The following is a 15,442-nucleotide window of genomic DNA, read 5'->3' on the forward strand; positions in this document are numbered from 1 at the left end:
TGCGGAGGCGGCGGGTCCTCGCCATCTCCGCATCTGTGGACAACATCGGAAACCCGTTAACGCCTCCGCAAGGGGGTCTGGGCTCAAGCCCGATGGGTCTGCATGGTGCCGCCTGAGAGCCCCTAGCCGCCCGCCATGCGTTTCGACGACCATTTCCTCGACGAACTGAAGACCCGTCTTCGCCCTTCCGACGTGATCGGAAAGTCGGTGAAGCTGCGGCGGCAGGGGCGCGAATATGCCGGGCTGTCGCCGTTCACCAAGGAAAAGAGCCCGTCGTTCTTCGTCAATGACGACAAGGGCTTCTACCACTGCTTCTCCAGCGGCAAGCACGGCGACATCATCTCCTACCTGCAGGAGACCGAGCGGCTGACCTTCACCGAGGCGGTCGAGCGGCTGGCGGCCGAGGCGGGCATGTCCCTGCCAGAGCCCGACGCCCGCGCGGCGCAGGAAGACAAGAAGCGCTCCACCCTGACCGACTGGATGGAGACCGCCGCCGCCTGGTTCGAAAGCGAGCTGCGCCGCCCGGTCGGCCAGGCCGCCCGCGACTACCTGGCCCGCCGCGCCCTGCCCGAGGACCAGTGGAGCCGCTTCCGCATCGGTTTCGCGCCGAACGGCCGCACGGCCCTGAAGGACTATCTGATCGCCAAGGGCGCCAAGCCGGCCGAGCTGGTCGACGCGGGCCTGCTGATCGCGCCCGAGGACGGCGGCGCGCCCTATGACCGGTTCCGCGACCGGATCATCTTCCCGATCACCGACACCCGGGGCCGGGTGGTCTCGTTCGGCGGCCGGGCCATGGATCCCGCCGCCCGGGCCAAGTACCTGAACGGGCCGGAGACCACGCTCTTCCACAAGGGCCGGCTGCTGTACGGACTCTACGAAGCCCGCAAGCTGCTGCACGCCGCCCAGGCCGCCGCGCCGACCGAGCAGACGCCGATGCTGGTGGTCGAGGGCTATATGGACGTCATCGCCTGCCAGCGGGCGGGCCTGCCGGCCGTGGCGCCGATGGGCACGGCCATGACCGAGGAGCAGATGGAGGTGCTGTGGCGCCTGCATCCCGAGCCCACCCTCAGCTTCGACGGCGACAAGGCCGGCCAGCGCGCCGCCGCCCGGGCCATCGACCGCGCGCTGCCGCTGCTGAAGCCCGGCCGCTCGTTCAAGTTCTCGATCGTGACCGGCGGCAAGGACCCCGACGACGTATTGCGCGAGCAGGGGGCGGCGGCGCTGAAGAGCCAGCTGACCCAGACCACGCCGTTCGTCGAGGCGTTGTTCGCCCGCGAGCGCGACCTGGAGCCGCTGGACACCCCCGAGCGCAAGGCCGGCCTCAAGCAGCGCCTGCGCGCGGCGGCGGCGACGATCGCCGACAAGGACCTGGCCGCCGCCTATCGCGACGACCTCTACGCCAAGCTGGACGCGCTGTTTCCCAAGCCCGCCTTCGGCGGAGGCGGCTCCAACGGTTTCGGCGACGGCGGCGGCCGGCCCTTCGTCCCGCGCGGCCAGTGGAAGGGCGGCCGGGATCGCGGCCCGCCCGATCCCGGCATCCGGGGCGTGGCCCGGGCCGAGATCGCCACGCGGCTCAATCCGTTCCATGCCGCCGTGGCCGTGGCCGCCCTGCGCCACCCGGCCTGGGCCCGGCCCTATGACGAGGCGATCGAGCGCATCGGCTTCGGCGATCCGCGCCTGACCCCGCTGGCGGTCGAGCTGTTCGAGGCCCTGTCCGACGAAATCAGCGACGACGTCCCGTTCCGCGACATCCTGACGCGCAAGGGCCTGGGTCCGCAGCTGGCCGAGGCCGAACGCGTGGCCTCGGGGATCAACGCGCCGTTCCTCGACCCGAAGACCGACGCCCACCGGGCCCGCGCCCTGTGGGCCGCCTGCTACGAGGCCCTGGTCGAGATCGCCGACAGCGAACGCGCCCTCCAGTCCCTGCGCCACGAGGCCGTCACCGCTGGAACCCTGACCGCCACGCGCGACCTGCGCACCCGGATCGGCGTGCTGGAGCGCCAGATCAGCGGGCTGGAGTTCTGGGAGGCGGCTTCCTGAACCATCTCCCCGGCGAAGGCCGGGGAGACGGAAGAAGAAGACAATCCCTCCCGTTCCCATCTTGACTCCGGCGTCATGCAACGCCATCTGGCGACTCAAGGATTTGCCACGCTGCTGATTGACATCGCTCGGGCCGCCATTTTCATGCGCGCGCCCTCCTTGAAACAGGATGTCACCCTCGCCGCCGCCAGGTCCCAGTGGCTGCCGAAACCCCTCAAGGGCCGACGCTGATCGCGCGCGAACACAACGCCTCCGCAAAGAGCCTGGCTCGCGGAGCGTTAGCCTATGGTTCTTTCGCGTGTCTCAGGCGTTTCTTGAGAATATTTTCAGCGGTTCATTGGAAGCTTGCACGGACGACAGGGCGCGATGCGCGAGCGACCCATCACGTACACATTTCTCGACGCGCGCCGCGTTTCGGCGCCGCGTCGTTTCGGAGACCTGAATGAGCACCAATTCCTCGGCCGAAACGGAAGCGCCTGAAGCCACCGGCGGCGACGGTCCCCTGCTCGACCTGACCGATGCCGGCGTCAAGAAGTTCATCAAGCAGGCCAAGGCCCGCGGCTATGTCACGATGGACGAGCTGAACAAGGTCCTGCCGTCGGAAGAAGTGACCTCCGAGGCCATCGAAGACACCCTCGCCATGCTGAGCGAGATGGGCGTCAACGTGGTCGAGGCCGAAGAAGACGCCGAAGGCTCGGAAGGCGGCGAAGTCGTCGCCCGCGAGGACAACCAGCAGGTCATCACCAGCGAGAAGCCGGCGGCCTACGACCGCACGGACGACCCGGTGCGCATGTATCTGCGCGAGATGGGTTCGGTGGAGCTGCTGTCGCGCGAGGGCGAAATCGCCATCGCCAAGCGCATCGAGGCCGGCCGCGACACCATGATCCGCGGTCTGTGCGAAAGCGCCCTGACCTTCGAGGCGATCATGGTCTGGCGCGAGGAGCTGGGCACCGGCCGCATCCTGCTGCGCGAAGTGATCGATCTGGAAGGCACCTACGCCGCGATCAACGGCGTGGCCGCCGCGCCCGCCGCCGAGGAAGAGCCGGCCGAGCCGGTCGACGAGGAAGCCGGCGGCGAGGCCAAGGCCGAGGGCGAAGGCGAGGACGACGACGACTTCGACGACGGCGCCGGCCCGACGGTCAGCGCCATGGAAGGCGAGCTGCGCGAAGGCGTGATGGCCATCCTCGACGCGATCGCCAGCGAGTTCGAGACCTTCCGCAAGCTGCAGGACAAGCTGGTCGGCAGCCGCCTGAAGGGCGCGGATCTGAGCGACGCCGACCGCAAGGCCTATGAGGGCCTGTCGAGCACGATCATCCAGCACCTGAAGACGCTGAAGCTGAACAACAACCGCATCGAGGCCCTGGTCGAGCAGCTCTATGCGATCAACAAGCGCCTGATCGGCCTGGAAGGCCGCCTGCTGCGCCTGGCCGACAGCTACGGCATCAGCCGCAGCGAGTTCCTGAAGGCCTATTTCGGTTCCGAGCTGAACCCGAACTGGGTCGACCAGGTCAAGGCGATGGGCGTGCGCTGGACCAAGTTCGTCGAGAACGACACCAACTCGGTCAGCGACATCCGCCAGGAGATCGCCGCCCTGGCCACCGAGACCGGCGTGCCGATCGACGACTATCGCCGCATCGTCCAGACCGTGCAGAAGGGCGAGCGCGAGGCCCGTCAGGCCAAGAAGGAGATGGTGGAAGCCAACCTCCGTCTCGTGATCTCGATCGCCAAGAAGTACACCAACCGCGGCCTGCAGTTCCTGGACCTGATCCAGGAAGGCAACATCGGCCTGATGAAGGCCGTCGATAAGTTCGAATATCGCCGCGGCTACAAGTTCTCGACCTACGCCACCTGGTGGATCCGTCAGGCGATCACCCGCTCGATCGCCGACCAGGCGCGGACCATCCGCATCCCGGTGCACATGATCGAGACGATCAACAAGATCGTCCGCACCAGCCGCCAGATGCTGCACGAGATCGGCCGCGAGCCGACCCCGGAAGAGCTGGCCGAAAAGCTGGCCATGCCGCTGGAAAAGGTGCGCAAGGTCCTGAAGATCGCCAAGGAGCCCATCTCGCTCGAAACCCCGATCGGGGACGAGGAAGACAGCCACCTGGGCGACTTCATCGAGGACAAGAACGCCATCCTGCCGATCGACGCGGCCATCCAGTCCAACCTGCGGGAAACCACCACCCGCGTGCTGGCCTCGCTGACCCCGCGGGAGGAACGTGTTCTGCGCATGCGCTTCGGCATCGGCATGAACACCGACCACACGCTGGAAGAGGTCGGTCAGCAGTTCTCGGTCACCCGCGAACGCATCCGCCAGATCGAGGCCAAGGCCCTGCGCAAGCTCAAGCACCCCTCGCGGTCGCGCAAGCTGCGCTCGTTCCTGGACTCGTAAGCGGTCCGACAGGCTCCAACGTCAAACGCCCGCCCCGGGAGAACCGGGGCGGGCGTTTTTCGTTTTGGGCGGTCGAGCCTAGTTGCCGACCTTGAGGTCGGCCGAGGCCCCGCCGGTGGCCGAGGCGCCGGCGCCGCTGCGGGCGGCCGAGCCCGACACGCCCACCGAACCGTTGGCGCCGGTCGCGCCGCGATCGGTCGAGGCGCTGCTCGAGCTCGAGCCGTTCAGCGAGCCGGAGACGCCGTCGGCGGACAGCCCGCCGGCCGCGTTGGCCGAGCCCGAGACGCCCGCCGTCGTCGAGCCTGCGGTGTCGACGGCCGAGCCGACGGCGGCGCGGCTCCGGTGGGCGGTGTTGGCCGTGGTCGAACGGACGCGGCCGGTCGTGCGGGCCGCGGCGTCCTCGGTGGTTTGGACGCCGTCGCTGGCCCGCTGACGGGTGCGCTCGACGCTCTGGCCAAGCTGCGAGGTCAGGCCGCCAGTGTCGGCGCCGATCTGGCCGGAGCCGTTCAGCGCGCCGCCCAGCTGACCGGTCGCGCCGCCCAAGCCGCCGCCCAAGCCGCCGCCAAGACCACCGCCGGCCGAACCGCCCAGGATCTGGGCCTGAGCCATCGGAGCGGCCGCCAGAACCGCCACGGCGGCGGTCGCCAGGATTGAGAACTTACGCATGGGATATCTCCTATAGGCGTGTTTTCCAGGTCTTTGGGGCGACGCTCCGGCCGCCTTCCGTCCGGTTCAACGCTCAAACCGCGCCTTTCCTTCCCGACCCTCGCGATTTTTCCGGCCGCCGGTGTCGGGATCCGGGCGGGATCTGGCCGAAACCGTGGCCGCTCAGGGTTTCCCGCACGCCAGGCGCCGGAATGGCCGCATCGCGGGCCGTGTGAGATAAGTCTAGGCTGACCGTGTCCTGACCGGCCATCTGGCCCGCGGCCGCATCTGGTTGCAGACTGCGTTGATCGACCAAGGAGACCCGCCATGACCATCCCCGACGAAGAGGTCTTCGCCTTTGTCGACGGCGAGCTGTCGCCCGAGGCCATGGCCCGGATCGAGGCCGCCATGACGACCGATCCGCAGCTGGCCCTTCGGGTCGAGACCCAGCGCGCGCTGCGCCGTCTGCTGTCGAGCGCCCATGCCGGGGTCGCGCGCGCGGCGCCGCCCGAGGCCCTGGGCGCGACCGCCGCCAGGCCGCCCTCCGCGCCCAAGCCGGCCGAGGTGATCGCCTTCCCCGGCCCCCAGTCCAAGGCAAAGGCCAAGGCCAAGGAGAAAGCCAAGCCGCGCGAACCCAAGCCGCCCAGGCCGGCCGACGCGACGGGCCAGGGCATTCCCGCCTGGGTCGGCCTGGCCGCCTGCCTGGTCGCCGGCCTGGTGATCGGCCGCCTGGCCGCGCCGCCGCCCGCGACCCTGAGCGGGGCGGACGATCCGGCCCCGGTGGCCGCCGGGCCGCTGGCCAAGGCGCTGAACACCCAGGCCTCGGGCCCCAGCGCGGGACCCGTGCGCATCAGCCTGTCGTTCAGGACCGCGTCGGGCGCCTATTGCCGCGCCTTCCAGGCCTCGGGCCGCACGCCCTTGGCGGGCGTCGCCTGCAGGGACCCGGACGCCTGGCGGGTGAAAGCCGTTGGACCGGCCGGGGCCGGCCCGGCCGCTGTCGACGCGATGATCGTCGGCCCGCCGCTGGACCCGGCCGGCGAGGCCAAGGCCAAGGCGGCCGGCTGGAAGCCGACCAAAGGCGCTCGATAATGGGTGCCGCCCCCCGGCGAAACCGGAGGGCGGCGGGCCCGAGCCCGCGCAGGGGGGAATGCGGGATGGGCTCGGACCGGCTCGAGGCGGGGCCTTCCGGTGTTACCCGGTAACCTAGACCTTCATGTCCAGAAGGGCGCCCGTCATCTCGTCGGCGGTCTTGGCGACCGCGGCGTTGGCTGTGAAATCGGTCTTGGCCGAGACCTGCTCGACGGCCTCGTGGGCCAGGTCGATCTTCTGTTCGGCCTGGCTCTGCTCCAGGCCCCAGGCGGCGGTGCGTTGAGCGCTGGCGCTGAGTCGATCGGCGGCGGCGAACATGCCCGCGGCGGCGGTGTTGAGGACCTGCACGACCTTCTCCCTGGTTGCCGGGCCAATGTCGGATGCATCGGTTAATCGGTGTTCACCAAAAAAGGTGAAGTTACACGGTTAATTAACGAAAGTTCCGGCGCCCAAAGCCGGCGCTTGCTTCCGCGGCTGTTCGCTCGGGATGTTCGGGGGGCGTCTAGACGCTGATGTTGACGAGCGTGCCGGTCAGTTCGCCGGTGGCCTGGCCGAGGGCGGCGCCGGCGGCGGCCTGCATCTTGACGTTGGTCTGGGCCACGGCCAGCTGTGTGAGGTCGGCCGTCGCGGCGTTCTGGGCCTGGGCCGCGCCGGAGGCGGCGGGACGCTGGACGGCGGCGCTGAAACGGTCGGCGGCGATCTGCATGGCGTCTTCCTCCGAGGTCGCCGCCAATCTCGTCCCGAACCCTTAAGCGCGGTTGATCAAAGAGGGTAAACGGGGGACCCGTTCGAGATAACGCGTTCTTTCGACGCGGTTTTTCGGCGAAGATTACAAAAGGTTCAGGTTCCGAAACCTCGACAAGCCGCCCTCGTCTGGCCAAGGTTCGCGCCTTCGCGGGCTAGACCCGTAATTGGAGCCTGCCTTGATGCCGTTCTCCCGTCGCGTCGCCCTCGCAGGCGTCGCCCTGCTGCTGACCGTCCAGCCCGCCCTCGCCGCCCCCGCCGCCAAGGCTAAGCCCGCCGCGACCAAGGCCGCCGCGTCCGCCTTCACCCCGTCGGCCGCCGCCATCAAGGCGCATATGAGCTTCCTGGCCGACGACCTGTTGGAAGGCCGCGAGTCGGGCACGCGCGGCTACGACATCGCCGCCAACTACGTGGCCTCGCAATATGCGGTGATGGGCGTCAAGCCGGCGGGCGACAACGGCTCCTACCTGCAGCAAGTGCCGCTGACGGCGTTCCGTTCGGCCAACGAGGGCGGCGTGTCCTACACCGGCGCCGACGGCAAGTCGGGCGCCCTGATCTTTGGCGAGGACTACCTGCCCTCGGCCCAGGCCCGCCAGGCCGAGACTTCGATCACCGCCCCGCTGGTCTTCGTCGGTTACGGCATCGTGGCCCCCGAACGCGGCCGTGACGACTACGCGGGCCTGGACGTGAAGGGCAAGATCGTCGTGATCCTGAACGGCGCCCCCACCGGCCTGCAGACCGAGATCCGCGCCCACTACAGCAACGTCAACACCAAGCGGGTCGAGGCGGCCAAGCACGGCGCGATCGGCGTCCTGACCCTGCCGACCACCGCCAGCGAGAAGACCCGGCCCTTCGCGCGCGGAGTCGGCAACTATCAAGAATGGCGGATGACCTGGAACGACGCCCAGGGCGTGGCCAATGTGCGCGGCGCCGGCGCGCCGGGCCTGGCCACCCTCAGCCTGAAGGGCGGCGCCAAGCTGTTCGCGGGCGCGCCGGTCAGCCTGGACAGCGTGCTGGCCGCGGCCGAGACGCCGGAAGGCCTGGTCAAGGGCTTCGACCTGTCCACCAACGTCACCATCCAGCTGAAGACCGAGATCGAACAGCGCCGGAGCAGCAACGTGGTCGGCCTGATCGAGGGCTCGGACCCGAAGCTGAAGGCCCAGACGATCATCCTCAGCGCCCACCTCGACCACCTGGGCATCCACGGCAAGGACGCCGACAAGATCAACAACGGCGCGCTCGACAACGCCTCGGGCGTCGCCACGATGCTGGAGGTGGCGCGCGGCTTCAAGGAAGCCAAGACCAAGCCCAAGCGCTCGATCGTGCTACTGGCGGTCACGGCCGAGGAGAAGGGCCTGATCGGCTCGGACTATTTCGCCAACAACCCGACCGTGGCCAAGGCCGGCATCGCCGCCGACGTCAATCTGGACATGCCGATCCTGCTGTACGACTTCCAGGACGTGATCGCCTTCGGCGCCGACCGCTCGTCGATCGGTCCGGCCGTGGCCCGCGCCGCCGGCCGCGTCGGCATCGGCCTGTCGGCCGACCCGCTGCCGGAAGAAGGCCTGTTCACCCGCTCGGACCACTACCGCTTCGTCGAGCAGGGCGTGCCGTCGGTGTTCCTGATGACCGGCTTCAAGAACGGCGGCGAGAAGGGCTTCAAGGACTTCCTGGCCACCCACTACCACAAGCCCAACGACGACCTGAACCAGCCGATCAACTACCAGGCCGGGGCCCGCTTCGCCCTGGTCAACTACCAGATCGCCCGCGAACTGGCCGACATGCCGGCCCGTCCCAGCTGGAACAAGGGCGACTTCTTCGGGAACCTGTTCGGGAAGAAGTAGGCTTCGACAGCGCTGGACGCCCCTTCCGTCACGATGCGTATCCGCATCGCGCCACCTCCCCCGCTTCGCGGGTGAGGAGGATCCGGCCTCATTCTCCTCCCCCGTCAGACGGGGGAGGTGGCCGCGAAGCGGACGGAGGGGGCGTTCGACCGCCTATCCATCCTTGACCCCGCCCCCGCCCGGCGCGATCTATCCACGTCCGATCAGCCGGAGACGGGACGAGTGATAAGCGTTGGAAACCTGCTGAGGATCGGCCTGATCGTCCCCGCGATCATGGCGGCCGACGTCCTGGTGGCCCAGCATTTCTTTCCGGGCTTCGACGCCGGCGCGCAGTTCATCAGCGAGCTGGGCGGGCCCAAGGCGCCCAATCCGGCGATCTTCAACATCGGCATGATCCTGGCCGGCCTGGCGGGCGTCGCGGCCGGGGCCGGCTTCGCCCACGCCCTGGAGCACGCCGGCGGCCGTCGCCAGGTCTCGGCCTTCGCGGGGCTGTGGGTGGCGATGACGGGGCTGGGGGCGCTGTTCGCCGGCCTGTTCCACTGGCCCGACCCGATGCACCGCGCCTGCGGCGTCGGCCTGGCCATCCAGTTCGCCCCGCTGTTCACCGCCTGGGCCCTCTGGGGCAAGCCGGGGCACCGCCGCCTGGCGGCGTTCTCGCTAGGCTGGTTCTTCTTCCTGTTGCTGGTCCTGGCCCTGCTGACCGGGGTGTGGAACGTGCGGACCGGCAGCGACGTCGGCTTCTGGCAGCGCGGCCACGCGTTCCTGGGCCTGCTGTGGCTGGCCATCGCCGCCTTCTGCCTGGACCGCCACTGGCGCGCGCGGGACCTGATACCGCCCCTACCCGTCGCCGAGGCCGAAACGAAGCCCGAGTCCGACTACGCCCCCGCCGCCTCGTAGGTGACGATCAGGTCGTCGGACGCCAGGGCGTCGCCCTTCAGCGCGTTGACCAGGTCGGCCAGGGGCATGGCCGCATCGAACGGCAGGCGTTCGGCCAGGGCGAAGATCTGGAAGTGGTAGTGGTGCAGCCCATGCCCCAGGGGCGGGCGCGGGCCGAACCAGCCGACCGAACCGCTGTCGTTGCGGCCCTGAACCGCGCCGCCGATCAGGCCGAGGCTCGCCTCGTTCGGCAGACCTTCGGGCAGGCTGGTGGCCTCGCCGGGGATGTTCCAGATCAGCCAGTGCACGAACGGCCCTTCGCGGGGCGCGTCAGGGTCCTCAACGATGATCGCATAGGCGGCCGCGCCTTCGACCTGGGTCCAGATCAGGGGCGGCGACAGGTTGTCGTGGTAAGCGCTGTGGCGGTCGGCCAGTCGGCCGTTGATGTCGGTCGCGGGCGTGGTGAGGATCAGGCTCATCTCGCCGAACGGCTGGACCTTCTGCATCGTGATCGCCGCGCCGGAATGGTCGGGGGTCTGCGCGTGGGGCATGGGGGGCTCTCCTGCGGTTCAAGAGGAAACCCGTCGATGCGGACGGGGTTTCAATCGTCGCTGGAGGAACGGGCGGCCTTGCGTCGCTTCGACCGGCGCAGGACGATCAGCACCGCCGCGATGACCAGGGCCATGGCGGGGATCAGCGCATAGGCCTCGATGCCGGGCGGCTGCACGAACCCACAGTCGGCAAGGCAATGAAGTTCATGAGCCGGAATCGTTGTCTCAACGGGAGCCGAATCCGCCATCTGCTTCCCCCTAACGCCAGGCGTAGTTGAAGCTGATGCTGATCCGCTCCTGCTTGGCCGCGTTGGCCGGCACCTCGTGGCGCAGCCAGCTTTCCCACATCAGCACCGCGCCCGGCTGGGGCTGGACGTAGACGAAGGTCTGGCGGTCCTCCGGCGCGTCGACCTGACGGGTGGGGGCGGCCATCATCAACGGCAGGCGCGGATCCTCCAGCTTCAGGGCCGAGGCGCCGGGCGGGGTGACGACATAGACCGTGCCCGACAGCACGCTGTGCGGATGGATGTGGCCGCTGTGGCCGCCGCCGGGCTTGAGGATGTTGATCCACAGGCTGTCCATCACCAGCCGTCCGCCGGCCAGCTCCAGCTTCAGATCCTTGGCGAAGGCGCTCGCGTGCTTGTCGAGCTTCTTCTTGAGGTCGGCGAACAGGCTGTCGCGCTGGGGCAGATCGTCGAGCGAGGCGTAGGAGGTGTAGCCGTTATAGCCGTTTTCCTTGGCCCAGGCCCGGCCGGCCCGGTCGTCGGCGGCGATGGCGCGGCAGGCGTCCTCCAGTTGAAGGTTGAAGGCGTCGAAGCCTTTGTCGCCGGCGAGGCTGCCCTCATAGAGGTGGGTGACGAAGAGCGGGCGCAGGGTCATGGCGGGCGTCATACCGCCCCGCCGCGTTGACGACAAACCATGAATGGAACATCATGAGAACATGACCGATGGCGGCCTGACCCTCACGATCGACGCGGCGCTCGCCGAGCGCCTCCGCGCCCGCGCCGAGGCGGCGGGGCAGAGCGTAGAGGCGTATGCGCTCGGCATCCTCAGGCGCGCCGTCGAAGAACCAGGCTTCAGAGAGAATGAAGCCCAGTGGACCGGGACGCCGGTTCCCGCCCTGGACGACAACGGCTTTGGCGAGGACGCCGACGCCTATGCCGACGAGCTAGATCGCATTTGCGAGGAAACGCTGCGCACCGGCGGGATTCCATGGGAGCAATTTCGGGATAGGTTGCGCAACCTCGGCAAGCCCCGCTGAGCAATGATCCGGATTATCGTTTCCGAGCGGGCCTCCGCCGATACGGACCGACTCGAGCATTGGCTTCTGGAACATGGAGCGGCCTACGCCGCCGATCTCGGTTCCCGGCTGGAAACCGCCATCGATAGCCTCCAGCACTACCCCGAACGTTCCCCAACAAGTCGCGACGACCGGTATCGGGAACTCTTCGTTCAGTTCCATTCCAATCAGTATGTCGTTCAGTACCAAGTCCGGGGCGAGTTGGTCGTCATCCTACGCATCTTCCACGGCCTCGAAGATCGCTGAACCTCCCAGACTCGCCTATATGTCGGGCGTGAACGATACGACCATCGACATTCCCCCCGCCAACGCCCTGAAGGGCGCCGCCTTGATCAAGGACGAGGTCTCGCGCCTGCCCGACGCGCCGGGCGTCTACCGGATGATCGGCGAGAACGACGAGGTCCTCTACGTCGGCAAGGCCAAGAGCCTGAAGAAGCGGGTCGTGCAGTACGCCCAGGGCCGCTTCCACACCAACCGCATCGCCCACATGGTCGACGCCACGCGGTCGATGGAGTTCGTCACCACCCGCACCGAGGCCGACGCCCTGCTGCTCGAGATCAACCTGATCAAGCAGCTGAAGCCGCGTTTCAACGTGCTGCTGCGCGACGACAAGAGCTTTCCCGAGATCGTCATCCGCCGCGATCATGACGCGCCGCAACTGCGCAAGCACCGCGGGGCCCACACGATCAAGGGCGACTATTTCGGGCCGTTCGCCAGCGCCGGAGCGGTGAACCGCACGCTCAACACCCTGCAGAAGGCCTTCCTGCTGCGCTCGTGCAGCGACAGCGTCTACGACACCCGCTCGCGGCCCTGCATGCTGCACCAGATCAAGCGCTGCGCCGCCCCCTGCACCGGCCTGATCGGCAAGGACGACTACCAGGCCCTGGTCGACCAGGCCGAGGCCTTCCTGCGGGGCAAGTCCCGCGCGGTCATGGCCCTGATCGCCCAGCAGATGGAAGCGGCGGCCGAGGACCTGGAGTTCGAGCGCGCCGCCCGCCTGCGCGACCGCATCCGCGCCCTGGCCTCGGTGGCCCAGGAGAGCCAGATCAATCCCGAGACCGTGGAGGAGGCCGACGTCGTCGCCCTGCACGTCGAGGGCGGCCAGGCCTGCGTGCAGGTGTTCTTCTTCCGGGCCGGCCAGAACTGGGGCAACCGCGCCTACTTCCCGCGGATCACGGGCAACGCCGAGGAGGAAGGCGAGGGCGCGACCGAGGAGCAGCGGATCCTGACCGCGTTCCTGGGCCAGTTCTACGACGACAAGCCGATCCCGCGCCTGATCCTGACCAATCTGGAGCCGGCCGACCGCGAGCTGCTGGCCGAGGCCTTCTGCCTGAAGAGCGGCCGCAAGGTCGAGATCGCCACCCCCAAGCGCGGCGAAAAGGCGGACCTGGTCGGCCACGCCCTGACCAACGCCCGCGAGGCGCTTGGCCGGAAGATGGCCGAGGGCTCGGCCCAGACCAAGCTGCTGGCCGGGGTCTGCGAGGCGTTCGGCCTGGAGGCCCCGCCCGAGCGGATCGAGGTCTATGACAACAGCCACATCCAGGGCACCAACGCCGTCGGCGGCATGATCGTGGCCGGGCCCGAGGGCTTCATGAAGGGCCAGTACCGCAAGTTCAACATCCGCTCGACCGAGCTGACGCCCGGCGACGACTACGGGATGATGAAGGAGGTGCTGCGCCGGCGCTTTTCCCGCCTGGTCAAGGAAGAGGAAGAGGGCGACAGCGACAACCGCCCCGACCTGGTGCTGGTCGACGGCGGCAAGGGCCAGCTGGACGCGGCCCTGGAGGTGATGGCCGACCTGGGCGTCGACGACATCGCCGTGGTGGGCGTGGCCAAGGGGCCGGACCGCGACGCCGGCCTGGAGCGGTTCTTCATGCCGGACAAGACGCCGTTCATGCTCGAGCCCAAGTCGCCGGTGCTCTACTACCTGCAGCGCCTGCGCGACGAGGCCCACCGCTTCGCGATCGGCGCCCACCGCACGCGGCGCTCGATGGACCTGAAGAAAAACCCGCTCGACGAGATCGAGGGCGTCGGCCCGGGTCGCAAGAAGGCCCTGCTGCACGCGTTCGGCTCGGCCAAGGGCGTGTCACGGGCGGGCGTCGAGGACCTGATGAAGGTGGACGGGGTCAGCCAGCCGCTGGCCGAGCGGATCCACGCGTTCTTCCGGAAGAGCTAGCTCAGATCCTCCCCCTGTGGGGGAGGCGGCCGAAGGCCGGTGGGGGGAGTTTTTGGGATCGTCGATCCTGGATCCGGCTACCTTCCGACCACTCCCCCCTCCGATCGCTACGCGATCACCTCCCCCACGGGGGGAGGATCTTACTCCCGCGCCGACAGCTCCAGCCAATCGAACTCCTCCTCCAGCGCCCGATAGGCGTCGTCCCCGATCTCGCCCTTCTTCCGCAGATCCGCGATCGCCTCGCGTGACACCGCCACCACCCGGCGGCGCAGGGCGTTCTCGGTCGAAGCCCGCGCGTCGGCCCCGGTCTTGGTCTGGTGCAGGGCCGCGCCGTACTCGCGGCGCAGGGCCTCCGCGGCCTCGGACTGGTCGCCGTCCAGCTCGGCCAGGGCGGCCTTCAGCGCCATGGCCCTGGCCAGTTTCAGCTCCTTGCGCACCGGATCGTCGTCGGGCAGGCGCAACAACAGCATCAGCGGCTTGAGGGTCAGCCCCTGGACCACCAGCGTGCCCAGCACCACCGCGAAGGCGGCCAGCAGGATGAAGTCGCGATAGGGGAAGCCCTCGGGCAGGGCCAGGGCGGCGGCCAGGGTGACCATGCCGCGCATGCCGCACCACGAGACCATCAGCCCGCCCCGCGTGGTCGGCGCGGCCATGCTGGACCGCGCCACGTGCAGGCCGAACCAGTGGTTCTTCAGCCTCACCCCGGTGTTGTAGGTCATCACCCAGGCGATCCGCACGGCGATCACCGTGGCCAGGATCACCAGGGCGGCGCGCAGATAGTCCATCCGTTCGTGCGGCGACAGGGTCTCCAGGATCGGCCGGATCTGCAGGCCGATCAGGGTGAAGGCCAGGACGTTGAGCACCACCGTCACCGTCTCCCAGACCGCGAAGGACGGGACGCGCAGCCGCGCCGACAGCTGCGCGCCCGGCCGCCAGGCCACGGTCACGCCGTAGACGACGATGGTCACCACCCCCGACAGGCCCAGCCGCTCGGCCAGGATCCACACCCCGAAGGTTGAGACGAACTGGACGATCACCGAACTGGGCATGTCGGTCACCTTGTGGAACACCAGGCCGCTCAGCCGCGCCAGGCCGTAGCCCGCCACCACGCTGCCCACCGCCACCAGGACGAAGGTCGGCACGGCGTGGGCCAGGCTGAAGCCGCCGCCGACCGCCCCCACCGCCAGGCGGTAGATCAGCAGCGCCGAGGCGTCGTTCAGCAGGCTCTCGCCTTCCAGAATCTTGAGAATCCGGTGCGGCGGCTGGACCTGGCGCAGCACGGCCAGGGCGGCCACCGCGTCGGGCGGGGCGACGATGGCCCCCAGGGCGATCGCGGCCGGCCAGGGCATCTCGGGAAACAGCAGCCGCGCGACCCAGGCCACGCCCAGGGTGGTCAGGCTCACGGCGACCAGCACCAGGGACGACACCGGCCGCCAGTTGTCCTTCAGGTCGCGCAGCGACGAGTCGTAGGCCGCGTCCAGCAGCACGGGGGCGATGAACAGGGCCAGGATCAGCTCCGGCTCCAGCGCCAGCCGGGGCGCGCCGGGGATCAGGGCCACGGCCGCCCCTCCCATGGCCAGCAGGGCCGGATAAGGCGCGCCGACCCGCCGGGCCAGGGCCGACAGCAGCACCGCCCCTATCAGCAGGACCAGGATCCATTCGAAGACCAGCATGCGGAGAGGGTCTCCGCTGGCGCGCGACTTGGCAAATGCTAAGCGCGGCTCGTCCCGCCGATCGACGAGGTCGCCGTCCCCATGACCTCCGAGGTTATTGCCGCCGCGC

The 15,442-nt window shown here is 69.0% G+C and carries 15 protein-coding genes; 8 read left to right on the plus strand and 7 right to left on the minus strand.

Going from position 1 to position 15,442, the window contains the following annotated elements; genetic code table 11:
* Window positions 1-135: 135 nt before the first annotated feature.
* Entirely contained in the window at window positions 136-2,040 is a 1,905-nt protein-coding gene (dnaG, locus tag ASD21_RS00860) for a DNA primase (RefSeq protein WP_056435344.1), read from the plus strand.
* Between the two features lie 442 nt (window positions 2,041-2,482).
* Window positions 2,483-4,435, plus strand: a complete 1,953-nt coding sequence (gene rpoD / locus ASD21_RS00865; RefSeq protein WP_056435347.1) for an RNA polymerase sigma factor RpoD — start codon at window positions 2,483-2,485, stop codon at window positions 4,433-4,435.
* Window positions 4,436-4,513: 78 nt separating this feature from the next.
* Here the strand turns inward: rpoD and ASD21_RS00870 are convergent, their stop codons facing one another.
* Complete coding sequence (locus ASD21_RS00870) at window positions 4,514-5,101, minus strand: hypothetical protein (protein ID WP_056435350.1); 588 nt, start codon at window positions 5,099-5,101, stop codon at window positions 4,514-4,516.
* 306 nt (window positions 5,102-5,407) lie between these two features.
* Between ASD21_RS00870 and ASD21_RS00875 the strand changes: the two genes are divergently transcribed.
* Entirely contained in the window at window positions 5,408-6,169 is a 762-nt protein-coding gene (locus ASD21_RS00875; RefSeq protein WP_056435353.1) for an anti-sigma factor family protein, read from the plus strand.
* A gap of 114 nt (window positions 6,170-6,283) precedes the next feature.
* On the opposite strand, the gene ASD21_RS00880 is transcribed toward ASD21_RS00875, so the two are convergent.
* Both ASD21_RS00880 and ASD21_RS00885 read right to left on the minus strand, forming a co-directional pair.
* Window positions 6,284-6,517 carry a flagellar basal body rod C-terminal domain-containing protein gene (locus ASD21_RS00880; RefSeq protein WP_156390551.1) on the minus strand — a complete coding sequence of 78 codons (234 nt, stop codon included), beginning with the start codon at window positions 6,515-6,517 and terminating at the stop codon, window positions 6,284-6,286.
* Window positions 6,518-6,671: 154 nt separating this feature from the next.
* Window positions 6,672-6,875, minus strand: coding sequence for a hypothetical protein (locus ASD21_RS00885; RefSeq protein WP_056436257.1), 204 nt, complete (start codon window positions 6,873-6,875; stop codon window positions 6,672-6,674).
* Between the two features lie 220 nt (window positions 6,876-7,095).
* Between ASD21_RS00885 and ASD21_RS00890 the strand changes: the two genes are divergently transcribed.
* Together ASD21_RS00890 and ASD21_RS00895 are read left to right on the plus strand one after the other, a co-directional pair.
* Entirely contained in the window at window positions 7,096-8,757 is a 1,662-nt protein-coding gene (locus ASD21_RS00890) for a M20/M25/M40 family metallo-hydrolase (protein WP_056435355.1), read from the plus strand.
* Window positions 8,758-8,979: 222 nt separating this feature from the next.
* Window positions 8,980-9,654 carry a DUF998 domain-containing protein gene (locus tag ASD21_RS00895; RefSeq protein ID WP_056435358.1) on the plus strand — a complete coding sequence of 225 codons (675 nt, stop codon included), beginning with the start codon at window positions 8,980-8,982 and terminating at the stop codon, window positions 9,652-9,654.
* Here the strand turns inward: ASD21_RS00895 and ASD21_RS00900 are convergent.
* The 3 genes from ASD21_RS00900 to ASD21_RS00905 form a co-directional block, all read right to left on the minus strand.
* A complete protein-coding gene (locus ASD21_RS00900; protein WP_056435361.1) occupies window positions 9,633-10,184 on the minus strand; it encodes a YbhB/YbcL family Raf kinase inhibitor-like protein in 552 nt (183 codons plus the stop codon). The two genes, ASD21_RS00895 and ASD21_RS00900, sit on opposite strands and share 22 nt — an antisense overlap.
* 50 nt (window positions 10,185-10,234) lie before the next feature.
* A complete protein-coding gene (locus ASD21_RS24990; RefSeq protein WP_268760911.1) occupies window positions 10,235-10,360 on the minus strand; it encodes a hypothetical protein in 126 nt (41 codons plus the stop codon).
* 82 nt (window positions 10,361-10,442) lie between these two features.
* Window positions 10,443-11,063: a TIGR02466 family protein gene (locus tag ASD21_RS00905; RefSeq protein ID WP_056436260.1), complete on the minus strand. Its 621-nt coding sequence runs from the start codon at window positions 11,061-11,063 to the stop codon at window positions 10,443-10,445.
* 43 nt (window positions 11,064-11,106) lie between these two features.
* Here ASD21_RS00905 and ASD21_RS00910 point away from each other — a divergent pair, with 43 nt between their 5' ends.
* The 3 genes from ASD21_RS00910 to uvrC are packed head-to-tail and all read left to right on the plus strand — an operon-like array spanning window position 11,107 to window position 13,660.
* Window positions 11,107-11,445: a FitA-like ribbon-helix-helix domain-containing protein gene (locus tag ASD21_RS00910; RefSeq protein WP_156398249.1), complete on the plus strand. Its 339-nt coding sequence runs from the start codon at window positions 11,107-11,109 to the stop codon at window positions 11,443-11,445.
* Window positions 11,446-11,448: 3 nt separating this feature from the next.
* A complete protein-coding gene (locus ASD21_RS00915) occupies window positions 11,449-11,730 on the plus strand; it encodes a type II toxin-antitoxin system RelE/ParE family toxin (RefSeq protein WP_056435368.1) in 282 nt (93 codons plus the stop codon).
* Window positions 11,731-11,749: 19 nt separating this feature from the next.
* Complete coding sequence (uvrC, locus tag ASD21_RS00920; RefSeq protein ID WP_056435370.1) at window positions 11,750-13,660, plus strand: excinuclease ABC subunit UvrC; 1,911 nt, start codon at window positions 11,750-11,752, stop codon at window positions 13,658-13,660.
* Window positions 13,661-13,800: 140 nt separating this feature from the next.
* Here uvrC and ASD21_RS00925 read toward each other — a convergent pair whose 3' ends face one another.
* Window positions 13,801-15,333: a cation:proton antiporter gene (locus ASD21_RS00925; RefSeq protein WP_056435374.1), complete on the minus strand. Its 1,533-nt coding sequence runs from the start codon at window positions 15,331-15,333 to the stop codon at window positions 13,801-13,803.
* Between the last annotated feature and the right edge of the window lie 109 nt (window positions 15,334-15,442).

Origin of the sequence: Caulobacter sp. Root1455 (genome assembly GCF_001426905.1) — a bacterium.
Classification (GTDB): domain Bacteria; phylum Pseudomonadota; class Alphaproteobacteria; order Caulobacterales; family Caulobacteraceae; genus Caulobacter.